This window comes from Streptomyces sp. NPDC002793 (assembly GCF_040295485.1).
GTDB lineage: Bacteria > Actinomycetota > Actinomycetes > Streptomycetales > Streptomycetaceae > Streptomyces.
In genome coordinates, this window is the sequence record NZ_JBEOVL010000023.1 from 39,391 (window position 1) to 59,003 (window position 19,613).

Here is a 19,613-nt window from a genome sequence, read left to right on the forward strand (position 1 = left end):
AGAGGCGATGGTGATGCGTACCGGAAGCGAACCGTCCACCGCGCGCAGCCCCCTGCGGATGCGGCTCTGGCTGAGCCTGTGGGGCATGCTGTGGGCCCTGTTCGGCCTGGTGGCCTTCGTGACGGCCGGACGCGTCGGCTGGGCGACGGCCTGCGGAGTGCTGCTGGTGGTCACCGTCACGGACCTGTGCGTCGTCGTCCACCGGCTGCGGCAGGGCCCGCACTACCAGCCGGGCCGGGACGTCCCGCCGTACGAACCCGTCCGACGCCGCCGCCCCCGCTGACCGGCGCCGTCAGGGGCGGTCGTCGAAGCGGGCCGCCTGCAGGTACTCGGGGTTCGGGTCGAGTGCGGCGGCCAGCCGGAAGTGCCGGGTGGCCTGCCCGGGCCGACCGGCCCGCTGGAAGGTGCGGGCCAGGGCGAAGTGAGCGAAGGCGTTGTCCGGCTCACGCTCCAGGACCAGCTCGAATTCCAGCTCGGCCGGGCGCAGTTGCGCGGCTGCGAAGAAGGCCCGGGCGCGCAGCAGCCGGGCCGCCGTGTTCTCCGGGTGTGCCGCTATCACCGAGTCGAGCAGCTTGACCGCACCCCGCGGGTCCCGGGCGGCGAGCAGCTGCTCCGCCGCACGGAAATCGATGACATGCGTTTCCGGGTTCATCTCGGGCACGGTCGTATCCTTCCCTTCGCCTTCCGCTCTGCAACATCAGGCCGGACACCCGTATTCCGGCCGCCCACCGGTCAGCCGGTGGCGCCCCGCGCGGTGAGCTCCGACCAGACCGTGCGGACCTGGGGTTCCAGGTCCTCCAGCGGCCCGTCGTTGTCGACGACGAGATCGGCGAGGGCCAGCCGTTCCTCGCGCGTGGCCTGCGCCGCCATCCGGGCGCGGGCATCGGACTCCGTCATGCCGCGCAGCCGCACGAGCCGGTCGAGCTGCGTCGCGGGCTTCGCGTCGACGACCACGACCAGGTCGTAGAGCGGGGCGAGGCCGTTCTCCGTGAGCAGCGGAACGTCATGGACGACGACCGCGCCGGGGCCGGCGGCCCGCTCCAGCTCCGCGGACCGTGCCCCGACGAGGGGGTGGACGATGGCGTTGAGCGTGGCCAGCCGTTCGGGATCGGCGAAGACGATCGAGCCCAGCGCCGGCCGGTCGAGGGAACCGTCGGGGGTGAGGACGCCGGGGCCGAAGGCCTCGACGACGGCCGTGAGCCCGGGCGTGCCGGGCTCGACGACCTCGCGGGCGATCCGGTCCGCGTCGATCAGCACGGCTCCGTAGCGTGCGAGCAGCCGTGACACTTCGCTCTTGCCGGCGCCGATCCCGCCGGTCAGGCCCACTTTCAGCATGCGCCGAGCCTAAGGGCTGTCCCGCAGTTCCTGGTAGATCAGCGTGCGGCGTCAGATGCGGTGCATCGCGAGGCGGAGGGCTGCCCGAATACTGGATGTATGCGGGCGTTCCGACAGCGCGGCGAGGCGCCTTGGCTGTCGTCGTGCGCCTGCCGGGAACTGCGGGACAGTCCTTGGCCTCCGGCCGGGGAGGGGGCCGGAGGTCCCCTCAGGAATCGCCCTCACGCTCCGCGAGGAAGCGTTCGAATTCGAGGCCGATCTCGTCCGCCGACGGCAGGTCGACCGGCTCCGCGACCAGGTTGCCCCGGGTCTCGGACCCGGCGACCGCGTCGTACTGGTGCTCCAGCCCTTCGACGAGCGAGACCAGTTCCTCGTCCCCCTGGCCGACCTGCCGGTCGATCTCCGTCTGTGTGCGGTGCGCCTCGGTGCGCAGGGTGTGCGCGACGCTCGGCAGGACGAGCCCGGTGGCCGCGGTGATCGCCTCAAGGGTGGTGAGGGCGGCGTCCGGGTAGGAGGACCTGGCGACGTAGTGCGGCACGTGGGCGGCGACGCCGAGGGCGTCGTGCCCGGCCTCCATCAGCCGGTACTCCACGAGTGCCTCGGCGGAGCCGGGGACCTGCGCCTCGTCGAAGGGGCTGCGGTGTCCGGGCATCAGGTCGGTGCGGTTGCCGTGCGGGGTGAGGCCCACCGGGCGGGTGTGCGGGACGCCCATGGGAATGCCGTGGAAGCTGACCGCGAGGCGGACACCGAGCCGCTCCACGATCTGCTCGACGGCGGCGGCGAACCTCTCCCACTCGACGTCGGGCTCCGGACCGGAGAGCAGGAGGAAGGGGGCGCCCGTGGCGTCCTGGACGACCTTCACCTCCAGGGTCGGCGCCTCGAACGCGGTGTACCGGTCGCGCCTGAAGGTCAGCAGCGGGCGGCGCGCCCGGTAGTCGACGAGCCGGTCGTGGTCGAAGCGTGCCACGGTCTGGTGCGGCAGCGTCTCGATCAGGCCGTCGACGATCTGCTCGCCGGTCTCACCCGCGTCGATGTACCCGTCGAAGTGGTAGAGCATGACCAGGCCGGCCGACTCCTGGGCCAGCGCCATGTCGACGACGGCCAGGCCCTTCGGCTCCCATTCGTACAAACTCTGCGGATCAGGCACGGTTACCGCTCCTCCTCGTGTTCCTGGACAAGAACACCCGGCCCGGCCACGGCATTCCCGCCCGCGCGCTTTCGCTCGCGGTGCTTCTCCTGTGCCCGGGCGAGGACCCGCCGCGCAGCGCCGCTACCGGCGAAGTACGCGTGTCCCGAGGGCTGTTGAGCGGCGCGACCGGAGCCGCCCGCGACACGCGGCTCGCCGCCCCCCGGCGCCGACCGGACACACGAGTGAGGCCCGCCCCCCGAAGGGGACGGGCCTCACCTACAGCTCTACAGCCGATGAGCGACCGAGGTCAGAGCGTCAGCTCTGGCCGCCGGCCAGCTTCTCGCGCAGGGCGGCCAGGGCCTCGTCCGACGCCAGGGCGCCGGAGTTGTCCGCGGACTCCGAGGAGTACGAACCGCCACCGCCGGCACCGCTGCCACCGGAGGCAGCCGGGGCAGCGCCGGCCGGGGCGGCAGCGCCCTCGGCAGCGGCAGCCTCGTCGGCCTCGCGGGACTTGATGACCTGGGCCTGGTGCTGCTCGAAGCGCTGCTGCGCCTCGGCGTACTGCGTCTCCCAGACCTCGCGCTGCGCCTCGAAGCCCTCGAGCCAGTCGTTGGTCTCGGGGTCGAAGCCCTCGGGGTAGATGTAGTTCCCCTGGTCGTCGTACGACGCGGCCATGCCGTACAGCGTCGGGTCGAACTCGACCGAGGCCGGGTCGCCACCGAACGCCTCGTTGGCCTGCTTCAGCGAGAGGCTGATGCGACGGCGCTCGAGGTCGATGTCGATGACCTTGACGAAGATCTCGTCGTTGACCTGGACGACCTGCTCCGGGATCTCCACGTGGCGCTCGGCCAGCTCGGAGATGTGGACCAGACCCTCGATGCCCTCGTCGACGCGCACGAACGCACCGAACGGAACGAGCTTGGTGACCTTACCGGGAACGACCTGCCCGATCTGGTGCGTACGGGCGAACTGCTGCCACGGGTCTTCCTGCGTCGCCTTGAGCGACAGCGAGACGCGCTCGCGGTCCATGTCGACGTCGAGGACCTCGACGGTGACTTCCTGGCCGACCTCGACAACCTCGGAGGGGTGGTCGATGTGCTTCCAGGACAGCTCGGAGACGTGCACGAGACCGTCGACGCCACCCAGGTCCACGAAGGCACCGAAGTTGACGATCGAGGAGACGACGCCGGAGCGGACCTGACCCTTCTGCAGGGTCGTGAGGAACGTCTGGCGGACCTCGGACTGCGTCTGCTCGAGCCAGGCACGGCGGGACAGGACCACGTTGTTGCGGTTCTTGTCCAGCTCGATGATCTTGGCCTCGAGCTCCTTGCCCACGTAGGGCTGGAGGTCGCGGACACGACGCATCTCGACGAGCGACGCCGGGAGGAAGCCACGGAGGCCGATGTCGAGGATGAGACCACCCTTGACGACCTCGATGACGGTACCGGTGACGATGCCGTCTTCTTCCTTGATCTTCTCGATGGTGCCCCAGGCACGCTCGTACTGAGCGCGCTTCTTCGAGAGGATCAGGCGGCCTTCCTTGTCCTCCTTCTGGAGAACCAGGGCCTCGATCTCGTCGCCGACCTTGACGACCTCGTTCGGGTCGACGTCGTGCTTGATCGAGAGCTCGCGGCTCGGGATGACGCCTTCGGTCTTGTAACCGATGTCGAGGAGGACCTCGTCGCGGTCAACCTTGACGATGACACCGTCAACGATGTCGCCGTCGTTGAAGTACTTGATCGTCTCGTCGATCGCCGCGAGGAACGCGTCCGCGTCGCCGATGTCGTTGACCGCAACCTGCGGAGTGGTGGCGGTGGTCTCGGTGCTGCTCGTCATGTGGGTAAGGGCTCCGGTACGGACAGTGAGTCGTAGGTACTGCTACGCCGAAAGCCCGTATCGCCTCTGCAGACGCCGGAACAGCCTGGGAAGCACCCGTCCGATGTTCCGGAAGACGCCTCGACAACCGAGGGGACATGCAACAGACGCGAGCGCGGCCTGCTAGGTCTGAAGCGCGCAGGCTCGCAGCGCAACTTGTAGCATACGGGGGCAGCCGGACAGGGTCAATGCGCGAAGGCGCACACCCGGGGCACAACACCCCGATCCCGGCACAACTCACGTCCACCGAGGCCACGTCGGCCACAGCGGTGTGTCGCGCGCACACGGCCGTACACACCCGTACGGCCCAGGGAGGCACCCGCGCGAGGCGGGTGAAGGCAAACTACAACGACGGGCACGATGAGCCAAGAGATCCACGAGTCCGAGTCCGAACCCGAAGCGACCCGGAGGACCGCCGACGAGGCGGAGAGCAGCCGGGCGAGCCGCGGCTGGTGGGACCGGAACGCCGACGACTACCAGAGCGACCACGGGGCGTTCCTCGGCGACGACCGCTTCGTCTGGGGCCCCGAGGGGCTCGACGAGGCCGAGGCCGCCCTGCTGGGCCCGACCGCGGAGCTGAAGGGGCTGGACGTCCTGGAGATCGGGGCGGGCGCCGCCCAGTGCTCACGGTGGCTCGCCGCCCGGGGCGCCCGCCCGGTGGCCCTGGACCTCTCCCACCGGCAGCTCCAGCACGCCCTGCGCATCGGCGGCGACGTCCCCCTGGTGGAGGCCGACGCCGGACGGCTCCCCTTCCAGGACGGTTCCTTCGACCTGGCCTGCTCCGCCTACGGCGCGGTGCCCTTCGTCGCCGACCCCGTCCAGGTGTTCCGCGAGGTGCACCGCGTGCTGCGGCCCGGGGGCCGCTGGGTCTTCTCCGTGACCCACCCGATCCGCTGGGCGTTCCCCGACGAACCGGGGCCCGAGGGCCTCTCCGTCGCCGCCTCCTACTTCGACCGCGTGCCGTACGTGGAGCAGGACGAGCGCGGCGACGCGGTGTACGTGGAACATCACAGGACGCTGGGCGACCGGGTGCGGGACGTGGTCGCGGGCGGCTTCCGGCTGATCGACCTCGTGGAGCCCGAGTGGCCGGAGTGGAACGACCAGGAGTGGGGCGGCTGGTCCCCGCTGCGCGGCCATCTGATCCCCGGGACCGCGATCTTCGTCTGCGAACGGGACCACCGGCCGTCGTGAGGGACCCGGACCACCGATCCTCCTGAGGGACGGGCGTACGACACTGGGGGCGTGATCCACACCGACGCCCTCGACCAGTTGCCCGTACGCACCGCTGTGCCCGCCCTGGAGCGGGCGCTCGACGAGCGGGGCGCCGCGGTGCTCTGCGCACCGCCGGGGACCGGCAAGACGACCCTTGTACCCCTGGTGCTCGCCGGACTGACCGGCGGCGGCCCGGCACGCCGCGTGCTGGTCGCCGAGCCCCGCCGGATCGCCGCCCGCGCCGCCGCCCGGCGGATGGCGTGGCTGCTCGGCGAACGGACCGGCGAGCGGGTCGGGTTCACGGTGCGCGGCGAGCGGACGGTGGGCCCGGACACGGTCGTGGAGGTCGTGACCACCGGGGTGCTGCTCCAGCGGCTGCAACGCGACCAGGAGCTGTCCGGCGTCGACGTGGTGATCATCGACGAGTGCCACGAGCGCCATCTGGACGCCGACACGGCCGCGGCGTTCCTCCTCGACGTACGCGGGACGATCCGGCCCGATCTGCGTCTCGTCGCTGCGTCGGCGACGACGGACGCCGCGGGCTGGGCCCGGCTCCTGGGCGACGCCCCTGTCGTCGAGGCGCAGGGCGTGTCCCACCCGGTCGAGGTGGTGTGGGCGCCCCCGGCCGGTTCCGTACGGCCGCCGCACGGGATGAGGGTGGACCCGGCCCTGCTGACGCACGTGGCCTCGGTCGTGCGCCGCGCCCTCGCCGAGCGGGACGGCGACGTCCTGTGCTTCCTGCCCGGTGTCGGGGAGATCGGCCGGGTGGCGGGACAGCTCGCGGGCGTGGACGCCGAGGTGCTCCAGGTGCACGGGCGCGCCCCGGCGGCGGTGCAGGACGCGGTGCTGGCGGGGCCGTCGGGCGGGCGTCGGGTGGTGCTGGCGACGTCCGTGGCGGAGTCGTCCCTGACGGTGCCCGGGGTCCGGGTCGTCGTGGATTCCGGCCTCGCAAGGGAGCCGCGCACCGACCACGCGCGCGGGCTGGGCGCCCTCACGACCGTACGGGCGTCCCGGGCAGCCGGACGCCAGCGCGCGGGCCGCGCGGGGCGGGAGGCCCCGGGCGCCGTGTACCGGTGCTGGGAGCAGGCCGAGGACGGGCGGCTCGCCGCGTTCCCCTCCCCCGAGATCAAGGTGGCCGACCTCGCGGCGTTCGCACTGCAGGCGGCGTGCTGGGGCGAACCGGACGCCACCGGGCTCGCACTCCTGGACCCGCCGCCCGCCGGCGCCATGGGCGCGGCACGGGAGGTGCTGACGGCGGTCGGCGCGGTGGACGCCACGGGCCGCGCGACGAGCCGGGGCGTACGGATGTCCCGGCTCGGCCTGCACCCCCGTCTCGCCCGTGCCCTCCTCGACGGCGCGGGCGAGGTCGGCGGGCGCCGCGCCGCGGAGGTGGTCGCGCTGCTCAGTGAGGAACCGCCCCGGGAGTACGGGGACGACCTGGCGCACGCCCTGCGCACGGCACGGCGCGGCGCGGACGGTTACGCGGCCCGCTGGCGCCAGGAGGTGCGGCGGCTCACCCAGTCCCTGGGCGGCTCCGCCACCGACCGGGACACCGGCCCGGACGACGCCGCCGTGGGGCTGGTGGCGGCACTGGCCTTCCCCGAGCGGGTGGCACGGGCCCGGGGCGAGGGGGCGTTCCTCATGGTGTCGGGCACGGGCGCGGAGCTGCGGGACGGCTCCCGGCTGCGCAGCGCACCGTGGATCGCCGTCGCGGTCGCCGACCGGCCCTCCCACGCCGCCTCGGCCCGGGTGCGGCTGGCGGCCGTCGTCGACGAGGGCACGGCGCGGCTGGCCGCCGGACACCTGCGGTTCTCCGGCGAGGAGGTCCGCTGGGCCGACGGCGACGTGGTGGCGCGTTCGGTGGAACGCCTCGGCGCCGTCGAACTGTCGGTGCGGGCACTGCGCCGGCCCGCCGCGGAACTGGTGCGCGGAGCGCTGCTGGAAGGGCTGCGCCGCGAGGGTCCGGGGCTGCTGCGGTGGACGCGGGACAGTGAGCAGCTGCGGCTGCGCCTCGCGTTCCTGCACCGGGTGCTGGGGGCGCCGTGGCCCGACGTGTCGGACGGGGCGCTGCTGGAGTGCGCCGGAGAATGGCTGGAGCCCGAGCTGTCACGGGCCGGGCGGCGCTCGGACCTGGCGCGGATCGATGCGGGGCAGGCGCTGCGGCGGCTGCTGCCGTGGGCGACGGGCGACGCCGCCCGGCTGGACGAGCTCGCCCCGGAGCGGATCGAGGTGCCGAGCGGGTCCAGGATCCGGGTGGAGTACGGCGGCGAGCAGCCCGTCCTCGCGGTGAAGCTCCAGGAGCTCTTCGGGCTGGGCGAGACGCCCCGGGTGGCCGGGGTGCCCGTCCTGGTCCATCTGCTGTCCCCCGCCGGGCGCCCGGCTGCCGTGACGGCGGACCTGGCGTCGTTCTGGCGGGACGGGTACCGGGGCGTACGGGCGGAACTGCGCGGCCGCTACCCGAAGCACCCCTGGCCCGAGGACCCGACGACGACGGCGGCGACCCGCTTCACCTCGGCGCGGCTGCGCCGGGACTGACGGGCCGGGCGTCCGGCCCACGGCCGGACGCCCTCCGTGCGGGTCAGGCCGCGGGTGCCTCGACCTTCAGCTCGACGGTCAGCGTGGCGCCGCTCGCGATGGTGAGCCGCAGCCGGTAGGTGCCCGCCGTGTCGTCGGCGTGGATCTTCGGGAGCACCAGGAGCCCACCCGGGCCGGTCGTCAGGTCCAGGGTGCGGACGGGGTTGCCGTCCGCGTCCTCGAAGTACGGACCCTTGTCGTTCGTGGCGGGCGTCTCCGCATCGGTGATCATCGTGGCGGTGACGGCGGTGTCCGCCACCCCTGTGCCCTTGTACGCCGTCCTGACCGCGACCCGGTCGGCGAACTCGGTTCCGGGGGCGGCCGTCAGGACCTTGTCGTCGGTCCGTACGAGGGTGTCCGCGACCCGGGCGGTGACGTTCGCCGTGTAGGTGAGGGTGCGCTGCTCGGTGGTGCCGGCTACGGCCGTCACCTTGAAGGATCCCGTCCGCTCGCCGGCTGTCAGCACGGGGGCGGTGACGGTGCCGTCGGACCCGGTGGTCAGGATCACGATGCGCTTCCCGCCGGTGAAACGGGCGTCCGTGTCACCGACGACGGCGAACGTGACCGGCGCCTTGGCGAGGGGTGCGCCGAGCGTGTTCCGCGCCCGGACCCTGACGCGCTCGCCGAACGCCTCGCCGGCCGTGGCGCCGAGGGTGCCGGTGCCGGCGTTCTCGAGGCTGCCGAAGGCAGCGGGCGGGGTCGGCGTGGTGGTCGGCGGCTTCGTCGTGGGGGGAGGTGTGGGGTCGGGGCTCGGGGTGCTGCCGCCGCCGGGCTTCGTCTCCTGCGGCCCGGGGCTCGGGGTCGTACCGCCGCTCGGCGGGGCGGACGAGGCAGGGGGCGTCGGCGTCGGCGTCGGCGTGGACGGGGACGGGGAGGAGGTGCTCGTGTCCACCGGGAGGACACCCGTGCCGTCCGGGACCTCGTGGGTGCCGCGCTTGTAGTAGTCGAACCAGGAGCGCACCGTGCGCAGGTACTCCGTCGAGTGGTTGTAGCTCAGCACCGCCCGGTCGAGGTCCGTGGCGAGCGTCAGGTCGCGGGGGCCGGCGCAGAGGTAGCGCCCGGCGGCCAGCGCCGCGTCGTAGATGTTGTTGGGATCCTTGCGTCCGTCGCCGTTGCCGTCCTGGCCCCAGGCGGCCCAGGTCTGCGGGATGAACTGCATGGGGCCGACGGCGCGGTCGTGGGTCGAGTCCCCGTCGTACGCCCCGCCGTCGGAGTCCTTGATGAGCGCGAAGCCCTGGCCGTTGAGCGCCGGGCCGAGGATCGGGGAGAGGGTGGTGCCGTTCGCGTCGACCTTGCCGCCGCGGGCCTGGCCCGACTCGACCTTGCCGATCGCGGCGAGCAGTTGCCACGGCAGACGGCACGCGGCGTCGGTGACCGCGATCTCCTGCTCCGCCTTCTTGTAGGCGGCCAGGATCGAGGCGGGTATGCCCGCTTCCGCGCTGCCGGTCGCCGGCAGGTCCACGGACGCACCGGGCGCACCGGGCGTGGTGAGCGGCGGAAGGTCCGTGTAGTACGGCGAGTTGCCGGTGGCCGCACGGTCGCCGGGCGGTGTCGCACCGGCTGCGGACCGGTCACCCGTGGCACCGTCGGGGTGGGGTGCGGCGGGAGCCTGGGAGGCGGAGAGCGCCGCCACGGCAGCCGCCGCCACCGCGGTGGTGGTGGCCCCCCTGCGCAGTCTGCGGCCGAATTGCGCTGCCATACGATCTGGTTCCTCCCCGTCGACGGCTGCCCGCGCTCCCCGCGCGAGGACTCAGGCGACCCTACGACAACTCCCGCCGCCCGAACACTGGTCCCCGACCGGTTCTCACCCATTTCTCAGCTTCCCTGCCGTCAAGTCACCGAGGAGTTCCAGGACGGTGACGCGGGCTCACGCATACTTGCCGCCATGCCCTTCACCCTCAGCCATGCCGCAGCGGTCCTCCCGGGAATCCGCAGGTCCGGGACCGGCCGTGGCTCCCTCGTCGCCTCCGCGCTCGTAGCCGGGTCGTTCGCCCCCGACCTGACCTACTACGCGGACACGGCCGTCCCCGGGGCCATGGAGTTCGGCGAGGTGACCCACTCCCTGTGGGGGGTGTTCACCGTGGACGTCCTCGTCACCGGCGCCCTGGTGGCGCTCTGGCTGATGCTGCGCGAACCGCTCGTCGCGCTGCTGCCGAGGACCGCGCAGGGGCGCGTGCACACCTTCGTCCGGGGACGGCGCCGGGAACCCGGCGGCCCCTCGCTCCCCGAGGTCCTGTGGTTCGTCCTGTCCGCCGTCATCGGCTCGGGCACCCATGTGGTGTGGGACGCCTTCACGCACCACGACCGGTGGGGCACCGCACTCTTCCCCGTCCTGGACCGGACCGTCGCCGGCCACCCGGTGTTCCAGATCGTGCAGTACGGCAGTTCGGCCGTGGCCCTGCTCCTCCTGGCCTGGTTCACGTACACCGGTCTACGGCACACCGGAGCGACCTCGGCACCCGGATCCGTGCCACTGCTGGGCCGGGCCGAACGCCGGTGGGCCGGGGCGTTCCTCGTGCTGTGCGTCCTGCTGGGCGTCGCCCACCGGTGCGCCCGCTGGTACGCCCACTTCGGGCGCGTCGACACACCCCTCGACATCATCCCGACCGCGTGCTTCGGCGCCGGGGCGGGCCTGGCGGCCGGACTGGTGCTGTACGGGGCCTGGATGCGGCTGCTGCGGAAACCGTCCGGGGTCCGGCCGCCGGACGAGCCCCGTGCGGACGCCGCACGGACCCGCCCGGCAGGCCAGGACGCCGCCTGAGCGTGGCTCTCCGACCCGGCCGGACCCACCGCCGGGCTGACGGCCGCCCCGCTCTCCGTCGCCGGGACGGCCGTCAGTGCGCGGCCGTCTCCCAGTCCGCGCCGACACCGACCGAGACGTCCAGCGGCGCACGGAGCTCGACCGCCGTGGACATCTCCCGGCGCAGGATCTCCTCGACCTGCTCCCGCTCACCCTTCGCGATCTCCAGAACGATTTCGTCATGGACCTGCAGCAGCATCCGCGACGTCAGCTCCGCCTCCGTCAGCGCCCGGTCCACATGCAGCATCGCGACCTTCACGATGTCGGCCGCCGTCCCCTGGATCGGGGCGTTCAGCGCCATCCGCTCGGCCGTCTCACGCCGCTGACGGTTGTCGCTGTTCAGGTCCGGAAGGTAACGGCGACGGCCGAAGACCGTCTCCGTGTACCCGGTGGACCTGGCTTCCTCCACGACACGGTGCAGATAGTCACGCACCCCGCCGAACCGGAGGAAGTACGTGTCCATCAGCCCACGCGCCTCACCGGCGTCGATGTTCAGCTGCTGGGAGAGGCCGAACGCGGACAGCCCGTACGCCAGCCCGTACGACATCGCCTTGATCTTGCGCCGCATCTCCGCGTCGACAGCCGACTTCTCGACACCGAACACCTGCGAGGCGACCGTCGTGTGCAGGTCCTCCCCCGAGGTGAACGCCTCGATCAGACCGGCGTCCTCGGAGAGGTGGGCCATCACCCGCAGCTCGATCTGGCTGTAGTCGGCCGTCATCAGCGTCTCGAAGCCCTCACCGACGACGAAGCCCCGGCGGATCGCCCGTCCCTCGTCCGTACGGACGGGAATGTTCTGCAGGTTGGGGTCGGTGGAGGAGAGCCGCCCCGTCGCCGCGACCGTCTGATTGAACGTGGTGTGGATGCGGCCGTCCGCACCGATCGTCTTCACCAGGCCCTCGACCGTCACCCGCAGCTTCGCCTGCTCCCGGTGGCGCAGCATGATGACCGGCAGCTCGTGCTCGGTCTGCCCCGCCAGCCAGGCCAGCGCGTCCGCGTCGGTCGTGTAACCCGTCTTCGTCTTCTTCGTCTTCGGCAGGGCCAGCTCACCGAAGAGCACTTCCTGGAGCTGCTTGGGCGAACCGAGGTTGAACTCACGGCCCACCGAGGCGTGCGCCTCCTTCACCGCCTGCTGCACCGCACCGGCGAACTGCTGCTCCATGTCCTCCAGATGGGACCGGTCCGCGGCGATGCCGTGCCGCTCCAGACGGGCCAGCATGATCGAGGTGGGCAGCTCCATGTCGTGCAGCAGCCCGGTCGCCCCGACCTCCTTCAGGCGCGTCGTGAACGCGTCCCCGAGATCCAGCACCGCACGGGCCTGCGCCATCAGGGCGTCGGCCTCCGCACGGTCGTCCGCGCCGAAGGCCAGCTGCCCGTCGGCCGAGGGCGCCGGAGCCAGCTCACGGCCGAGGTACTCCACCGCCAGGGCGTCCAGGGCGAAGGAACGCCGCCCCGGCTTGACGAGATACGCGGCCAGCGCGGTGTCCATGGTGATGCCGGCCGGCCGCCAGCCGTGCTCCGGGAAGACCCGCAGCACGTTCTTGGCGTTGTGCAGGACCTTGGGCCGGCCGGCGTCCGCGAGCCAGGCGGCGAACGCCTGCTCGTCGGCCTCGTCGAGCTCGGCCGGATCCAGCCAGGCCGCGGCTCCGTCGGCCGCGGCGAGCGCGATCTCGGTGACCGACCCGGAACCCAGCGACCAGGTGTCGACGCTCATCAGACCGAGCGGCTGCCCGCCATGCGCCTCCAGCCACGGAGCGACCTCGCCCTGCCCCAGCACCGCGCCGTCCAGCTCGACACCCGCCGCCGGCTCCGGCGGACCGGCCTCCTCCGCACCCGGGTCGACGGCGAGCAGCCGCTCACGCAGACTCGGATTACGGATCTCCAGGACGTCCAGCACCCCCGTGACCGCCGTGCGGTCGTACGGAGCACGCTCCAGCTCCGCCGGAACCTTCGGCAGCTCCACGTCACGGACCATCTCGGTCAGCACACGGTTCATCTTCACCGCGTCCAGGTGGTCCCGGAAATTCTGGCCGGCCTTGCCCTTGACCTCGTCGGCCCGCTCGACCAGCTCCGCGAACGAACCGAACTGGTTGATCCACTTCGCCGCCGTCTTCTCACCCACACCCGGGATACCCGGAAGGTTGTCCGACGGGTCACCGCGCAGCGCCGCGAAGTCCGGATACTGCCCAGGCGTGAGCCCGTACTTCTCCTGGACCTTCTCCGGGGTGAAACGCGTCAGCTCCGAAACACCCTTCGTCGGGTACAGCACCGTCACGTTGTCCGTGATCAGCTGGAACGAATCCCGGTCACCCGTGACGATCAGCACCTCGAAGCCCGCCGCCTCGGCCTGCGTGGCCAGCGTCGCGATCACGTCGTCCGCCTCGAACCCGTCCACCGCGAACCTGTCCGCGTGCATCGCGTCCAGGAGCTCGCCGATCAGCTCGACCTGCCCCTTGAACTCGTCGGGGGTCTTCGAACGGTTCGCCTTGTACTCCGGGAACTCCTTCGCCCGCCACGTCTTACGGGACACGTCGAACGCGACCGCGAAATGCGTGGGCGCCTCGTCGCGCAGCGTGTTCGCCAGCATCGACATGAAGCCGTACACGGCATTCGTCGGCTGCCCCGTCGCCGTCGTGAAATTCTCCGCGGGCAGGGCGAAGAACGCCCGGTACGCCAGGGAGTGCCCGTCCATCAGGAGCAGGCGCGGTCGGTTGTCTGCCGTCTTCTTCGATGCCGTCTCAGCCACGCCCCCGATCCTGCCACGGACCACTGACAATCCGGACCGGCCACCGACCGGGCCCCCGCACCCGCACCCCCGACCGGAACCCCGCCCTCCCCTTCCCGCCGGACACCCCGCCCCACGTGCATGACAGGATCGAAAGACAGTGAAGGCGTCAGCAGACACCGCGGAACGCCACACCACACACGGACGCGACGCGCGCGGCCCCCACGCGCGCGGAGGCGACCGAAGGCTCGAAGGGGAGCACCATGGCCACCAAGCCCCCGACCGGTGACCCGGTCCAGGACGCGCCGCAGATCGACGCGGTCCAGCACGCCGCCGCCGGCCTGCCGGCCGTCGCCCACACCCTGCGCATCGCCCAGCAGCAGATGGGCGTGCGACGCACCGCGCAGACCCTCCTCAAGGTCAACCAGAAGGACGGCTTCGACTGCCCCGGCTGCGCCTGGCCCGAGGGCGACAAGCGCCACGCCGCCGAATTCTGCGAGAACGGCGCCAAGGCCGTCGCCGAGGAAGCCACCCTGCGCCGCGTCACCCCCGACTTCTTCGCCGCCCACCCCGTCGCCGACCTCGCCACCCGCAGCGGCTACTGGCTCGGCCAGCAGGGACGCATCACGCAGCCCATGTACCTGCCCGAGGGCGCCGACCGGTACGAGCCGGTGGCCTGGGACCGCGCCCTCGAGATCATCGCCGAGGAACTGACCGCGCTCTCCTCCCCCGACGAGGCGCTCTTCTACACCTCCGGCCGCACCAGCAACGAGGCCGCGTTCCTCCTCCAGCTCTTCGCCCGCGAGTACGGGACCAACAACCTGCCCGACTGCTCCAACATGTGCCACGAGTCGTCCGGCTCCGCCCTCACCGAAACCATCGGGATCGGCAAGGGCAGCGTCAGCCTCGAAGACCTCCACCAGGCCGACCTGATCATCGTCGCCGGACAGAACCCCGGCACCAACCACCCCCGGATGCTCTCCGCCCTCGAACAGGCCAAGGCCGCCGGAGCGAAGATCATCTCGGTGAACCCGCTGCCCGAAGCCGGCCTGGAACGGTTCAAGAACCCCCAGACCGCCCGCGGCATGCTCAAGGGCGCCGCCCTCACCGACCTCTTCCTCCAGATCCGCATCGGCGGCGACCAGGCGCTCTTCCGCCTCCTCAACAAAATGATCATCGAGGCCGACGGAGCCGTCGACACCGACTTCGTCGCCGAACACACCCACGGCTACGAAGAATTCGCCCAGGCCGCCCGCGCCGCCGACTGGGACGAGACCCTCACCGCCACCGGCCTCGACCGCGACACCATCGAGCAGGCGCTCGCCATGGTCCTCGCCTCGGAACGCACCATCGTCTGCTGGGCCATGGGCCTCACCCAGCACAAGCACTCCGTGCCCACCATCCGCGAAGTGGTCAACCTCCTCCTCCTGCGCGGCAACATCGGCCGCCCCGGCGCCGGCGTCTGCCCCGTCCGCGGCCACTCCAACGTCCAGGGCGACCGCACCATGGGCATCTTCGAACGGCCCTCCACCGAATTCCTCGACGCCCTCGACCAGGAATTCGGCATCACCTCACCCCGGCACCACGGCTACGACGTCGTACGGGCCATCCAGGCACTCCGCGACGGCGAGGCCAAGGTCTTCTTCGCCATGGGCGGCAACTTCGTCGGCGCCACCCCCGACACGGACGTCACCGAGGCAGCCATGCGCCGCGCCCGCCTCACCGTCCACGTCTCGACCAAACTCAACCGCTCCCACGCCGTCACCGGCACCCGCGCCCTGATCCTCCCCACCCTCGGCCGCACCGACAAGGACGTCCAGGCCGGACAGAAACAGTTCGTCACCGTCGAGGACTCCATGGGCCTCGTCCACTCCTCACGCGGCAACCTCACCCCCGCGAGCCCCCACCTGCTCTCCGAACCCGCGATCGTCGCCCGCCTGGCCCGCGCCACCCTCGGCCCCGCCTCCACCACCCCCTGGGAGGACTTCGAGAAGGACTACGGCACCATCCGCGACCGCATCTCCCGCGTCATCCCGGGCTTCGAGGACTTCAACACCCGCGTCGCCCGGCCCGGCGGCTTCAGCCTCCCCCACGGCCCCCGCGACGAACGCCGCTTCCCCACCACCACGGGCAAGGCCAACTTCACCGCCGCACCCGTCGAATACCCCGAACTCCCCGAAGGCCGGCTGCTCCTGCAGACCCTGCGCTCCCACGACCAGTACAACACCACCATCTACGGCCTCGACGACCGCTACCGCGGCATCAAGGGCGGCCGCCGCATCGTCATGGTCAACCCCGACGACGCCCGCGCCCTCGGCCTCGCCGACGGCGCCTACACCGACCTCGTCAGCGAATGGAAGGACGGCGTCGAACGCCGCGCCCCCGGCTTCCGCGTCGTCCACTACCCCACCGCCCGCGGCTGCGCCGCCGCGTACTACCCGGAGACCAACGTGCTCGTCCCCCTCGACGCCACCGCGGACACCAGCAACACCCCGACCAGCAAATCGGTCGTCGTCCGCTTCGAGACCACCTGAATCCACTAAGCGAACGCTCAGCCGTCTGATAGGAACAGCACACACCAACGACCGCACACGATCGGAGCCGGACCCGATGGGCGAGCACACCGCACCCACGTTCCCCCAGGAGATCATCGACGAGTACGCGGCACTCGGCGTCGACCTCCCCGCACTCTTCTCCGCCGGACACCTCGGCGAGCGCATGGGCGTCACCGTCGTCGAGGCATCCGCCGAACGCGTCGTCGGCACCATGCCCGTCGAAGGCAACACCCAGCCCTACGGACTGCTCCACGGCGGCGCCTCGGCCGTCCTCGCCGAAACCCTCGGCTCCGTCGGCTCCATGCTCCACGGCGGCGCCGGCAAGCTCGCCGTGGGCGTCGACCTGAACTGCACCCACCACCGCGGCGTCCGCAACGGCCTCGTCACCGGCGTCGCCACCCCCGTCCACCGCGGCCGCTCCACCGCCACCTACGAGATCGTCATCACCGACGAACAGGACAAGCGGGTCTGCACCGCCCGCCTCACCTGCCTGCTCCGCGACGCACCCGGCCCCGCCGCCGACTGACCGCCCCGCCCCGCCCCGCCCCGCCCCGACACCTCACTGCCCGGCCCGGAACGCGCACCGCATTCCGGACCGGGCAGACCCATATCCGGGAGATTTCCGGGAAGTTGCCGAATACGCACGGTCAACACTCCCGACTCGCAAGCCCGTTCAAAGACCCGCTTCAACAGCTACGCGACCCCACGACGCCTCAAACACTTCTCGCAGATGTAACACTCCGTAATATGTGTGCAATACACGAAAAACGCCGCACACCCCGGCCCCGCACACCGGGCGGACCTCCCCCGCACCCCTTGCACCCCCAGCCACCCGACAGCACCAAGATCACCCCAAGCCCCTTAGCAGAGCTGCGCGTTCTCACCATGCGGTCTTTTCGGCACCCGCCGAAAAGCCGTACATGTCCACACAGCGACCACCAAGCGTTCCCCATGGCATAACAAGACAGTCACATCATCAGCGGACCCGTCCCGCACCCCCCCACCTGCCCATAGAGTCACGGCCAGTCACCGCGCCGCCGGGCGCCTCTGCTGCACGGCCCTGTATCGACCAGCACGGCCCGGCGAACGTCACGGCACCTCAGCAGAGGAGGCCGCGCCAGGGAAAGGACCTTTCGTGCGACACCGTTCTTTGCTCATACTCACCACCGTGCTCACCACCGGTGCACTCACCCTCACCGCCTGCGGATCACGCGACGACAACGGCAAGAGCGGCGACAGCGACAGCGGCGCCAAGACCACCGTCGTCATCGGCGTCGACGCCCCGCTCACCGGCTCCCTCTCCGCGCTCGGCCAGGGCATCAAGAACTCCGTGGACCTCGCGGCCAAAACCGCGAACAAGAACAACGAAGTCCCCGGCATCGAATTCAAGATCGAAGCCCTCGACGACCAGGCCGTCCCCGCCTCCGGACAGGCCAACGCCACCAAGCTCGTCGGCAACAAGGACGTCCTCGGAGCCGTCGGCCCCCTGAACTCGGGCGTCGCCCAGTCCATGCAGGGCGTCTTCGAGAAGGCCGACCTCACCCAGGTCTCCCCCGCCAACACCAACCCCGCCCTCAGCCAGGGCGACAACTGGGGCAAGGGCGAATCCAAGCGCGTCTTCAAGACCTACTTCCGCACCTGCGCCACCGACGTCGTCCAGGGCAAATTCGCCGCCCAGTACCTCTACAACGACGCCAAGAAGAAGAAGGTCTACGTCGTCGACGACAAGCAGACCTACGGCGCCGGCCTCGCCGCGATCTTCTCCGCGGAATTCGAGCGCCTCGGCGGCAAGGTCGTCGGCACCGACCACGTCACCGTCAAGGAGACCGACTTCTCCAGCACCGCCGACAAGGTCAAGAGCTCCGGCGCCGACTCCGTCTACTACGGCGGCCAGTACCCCGAGGGCGGCCTCCTCTCCGACCAGATCAAGAAGACCGGCGCCAAGATCCCCACCATGGGCGGCGACGGCATCTACGACCCCGCCTTCATCAGCGCCTCCGGTGAGGCCAACGACGGCGACCTCGCCACCTCCGTCGGCTACCCCGTCGAAGCCCTCCCCACCGCCAAGCAGTTCATCACGGACTACAAGGCCGGCGGCTACAAGGACACCTTCGCGGCATACGGCGGCTACTCCTACGACGCCGGATGGGCCATCATCCAGGCCGTCAAGGCCGTCGTCGCCGAGAACGACGGCAAGCTCCCCGAAGACGCCCGCGCCAAGGTCACCGAGGCCATGTCCAAGGTCTCCTTCGACGGCGTGACCGGCAAGGTCTCCTTCGACGAGTTCGGTGACACCACCAACAAGCAGCTCACCGTCTACGAAGTCCAGAAGGGTGCCTGGAAGGACGTCAAGAGCGCCACGTTCGAGGACTGACCCCCAAGCACACCCACAGCACACGCTCCTGACCGCGCGAGGGCGCAAACAGCGCCCTCGCGCGGTGTCATATCCGACAAGCTCATCGGAGGCACTGCGGTGAACGAACTGCCGCAACAGCTGGCCAACGGTCTCGCACTCGGCGCGCTCTATGGCCTCATAGCCATCGGGTACACCATGGTGTACGGCATCGTCCAGCTCATCAATTTCGCCCACGGCGAGATCTTCATGATCGGGGGCTTCGGCGCCCTCACCACCTACCTGGCACTCCCCAGCGGAACATCGCTCATGGTGGTCATTCCCCTCATGATCATCGGTGGCGCGATCGCCTCCGTCGCCGTAGCCACAGCGGCAGAACGCTTCGCCTACCGCCCCCTCCGCGGCGCACCCCGCCTGGCCCCACTCATCACCGCGATCGGCCTCTCGATCGTCCTCCAGCAGCTCGTCTGGGGCTTCTACCCCGACGCGAAGAAACCGCGCAGCTTCCCCGAATTCCAGGGCGAGTCGTTCAAGATCTTCGACAACCTCTACCTCCAGCGCGCCGACGCCTTCATCCTCGTCCTCGCCCCCCTCTGCATGCTCGCCCTCGGCATGTTCGTCGCCAAAAGCCGCAGCGGCCGCGCCATGCAGGCCACCGCACAGGACCCCGACACGGCCAAGCTCATGGGCATCAACACCGACCGCATCATCGTGATGGCCTTCGCCATCGGAGCCGCGTTCGCCGCCATCGCAGCCGTCGCCTACGGACTCGACAAGGGCCAGATCAACTTCGAGATGGGCTTCCTCCTCGGACTCAAGGCCTTCACCGCCGCAGTACTCGGCGGCATCGGCAACATCTACGGAGCCATGGTCGGCGGAGTCGTCCTCGGCCTCGCCGAAGCCCTCTCCATCGCCTACATCGAAGAGATCCCCGGCATGCAACAGCTCGGCGGCGGCGCCTGGGCCAACGTCTGGGCATTCGTACTTCTCATCGTCGTCCTCCTCGTCAGGCCACAAGGCCTGCTCGGTGAGCGCGTCGCGGATCGGGCGTGAGA

14 protein-coding genes are annotated in these 19,613 nt (G+C 71.1%); 8 read left to right on the top strand and 6 right to left on the bottom strand.

The genetic code is table 11. The annotated features are described in order from the left end of the window. Positions 1-13: 13 nt before the first annotated feature. Positions 14-283: a DUF6343 family protein gene (locus ABT001_RS22395; protein WP_351280244.1), complete on the top strand. Its 270-nt coding sequence runs from the start codon at positions 14-16 to the stop codon at positions 281-283. Between the two features lie 9 nt (positions 284-292). Here ABT001_RS22395 and ABT001_RS22400 read toward each other — a convergent pair whose 3' ends face one another. The 4 genes from ABT001_RS22400 to rpsA all read right to left on the bottom strand — a co-directional run bounded on the left by ABT001_RS22400 (position 293) and on the right by rpsA (position 4,300). Beyond that, positions 293-661 (bottom strand): tetratricopeptide repeat protein, encoded by a 369-nt coding sequence (locus ABT001_RS22400; RefSeq protein ID WP_351280246.1) that lies wholly within the window; start codon positions 659-661, stop codon positions 293-295. Positions 662-732: 71 nt separating this feature from the next. Then, the gene (gene coaE, locus ABT001_RS22405) at positions 733-1,335 is read right to left on the bottom strand and encodes a dephospho-CoA kinase (RefSeq protein WP_351280248.1); all 603 of its coding nucleotides are present in this window, start codon (positions 1,333-1,335) and stop codon (positions 733-735) included. 208 nt (positions 1,336-1,543) lie between these two features. Beyond that, positions 1,544-2,482: a PAC2 family protein gene (locus ABT001_RS22410; protein ID WP_351280251.1), complete on the bottom strand. Its 939-nt coding sequence runs from the start codon at positions 2,480-2,482 to the stop codon at positions 1,544-1,546. A 297-nt stretch (positions 2,483-2,779) separates the two neighbouring features. Continuing rightward, positions 2,780-4,300 (bottom strand): 30S ribosomal protein S1, encoded by a 1,521-nt coding sequence (gene rpsA / locus ABT001_RS22415; RefSeq protein ID WP_351280253.1) that lies wholly within the window; start codon positions 4,298-4,300, stop codon positions 2,780-2,782. A 399-nt stretch (positions 4,301-4,699) separates the two neighbouring features. Between rpsA and ABT001_RS22420 the strand changes: the two genes are divergently transcribed. Both ABT001_RS22420 and hrpB read left to right on the top strand, forming a co-directional pair. Beyond that, complete coding sequence (locus ABT001_RS22420) at positions 4,700-5,530, top strand: class I SAM-dependent methyltransferase (protein ID WP_351280256.1); 831 nt, start codon at positions 4,700-4,702, stop codon at positions 5,528-5,530. A 51-nt stretch (positions 5,531-5,581) separates the two neighbouring features. After that, a complete protein-coding gene (hrpB, locus tag ABT001_RS22425) occupies positions 5,582-8,086 on the top strand; it encodes an ATP-dependent helicase HrpB (protein ID WP_351280258.1) in 2,505 nt (834 codons plus the stop codon). A 43-nt stretch (positions 8,087-8,129) separates the two neighbouring features. Here the strand turns inward: hrpB and ABT001_RS22430 are convergent, their stop codons facing one another. Further along, the gene (locus tag ABT001_RS22430) at positions 8,130-9,824 is read right to left on the bottom strand and encodes a lytic transglycosylase domain-containing protein (RefSeq protein WP_351280261.1); all 1,695 of its coding nucleotides are present in this window, start codon (positions 9,822-9,824) and stop codon (positions 8,130-8,132) included. Between the two features lie 186 nt (positions 9,825-10,010). On the opposite strand from ABT001_RS22430, the gene ABT001_RS22435 reads away from it, so the two are divergent. Continuing rightward, positions 10,011-10,886: a DUF4184 family protein gene (locus tag ABT001_RS22435; protein ID WP_351280263.1), complete on the top strand. Its 876-nt coding sequence runs from the start codon at positions 10,011-10,013 to the stop codon at positions 10,884-10,886. 73 nt (positions 10,887-10,959) lie between these two features. On the opposite strand, the gene polA is transcribed toward ABT001_RS22435, so the two are convergent. Then, positions 10,960-13,671, bottom strand: coding sequence for a DNA polymerase I (gene polA, locus ABT001_RS22440; protein WP_351280266.1), 2,712 nt, complete (start codon positions 13,669-13,671; stop codon positions 10,960-10,962). A gap of 242 nt (positions 13,672-13,913) precedes the next feature. Here polA and ABT001_RS22445 point away from each other — a divergent pair, with 242 nt between their 5' ends. The 4 genes from ABT001_RS22445 to ABT001_RS22460 all read left to right on the top strand — a co-directional run bounded on the left by ABT001_RS22445 (position 13,914) and on the right by ABT001_RS22460 (position 19,611). Next, complete coding sequence (locus tag ABT001_RS22445) at positions 13,914-16,184, top strand: FdhF/YdeP family oxidoreductase (RefSeq protein ID WP_351280269.1); 2,271 nt, start codon at positions 13,914-13,916, stop codon at positions 16,182-16,184. A 76-nt stretch (positions 16,185-16,260) separates the two neighbouring features. Then, complete coding sequence (locus ABT001_RS22450; protein WP_351280271.1) at positions 16,261-16,731, top strand: PaaI family thioesterase; 471 nt, start codon at positions 16,261-16,263, stop codon at positions 16,729-16,731. A 609-nt stretch (positions 16,732-17,340) separates the two neighbouring features. Beyond that, positions 17,341-18,579, top strand: coding sequence for a branched-chain amino acid ABC transporter substrate-binding protein (locus tag ABT001_RS22455; RefSeq protein ID WP_351280274.1), 1,239 nt, complete (start codon positions 17,341-17,343; stop codon positions 18,577-18,579). Between the two features lie 99 nt (positions 18,580-18,678). Beyond that, the gene (locus ABT001_RS22460) at positions 18,679-19,611 is read left to right on the top strand and encodes a branched-chain amino acid ABC transporter permease (RefSeq protein ID WP_056783852.1); all 933 of its coding nucleotides are present in this window, start codon (positions 18,679-18,681) and stop codon (positions 19,609-19,611) included. Positions 19,612-19,613: the final 2 nt, after the last annotated feature.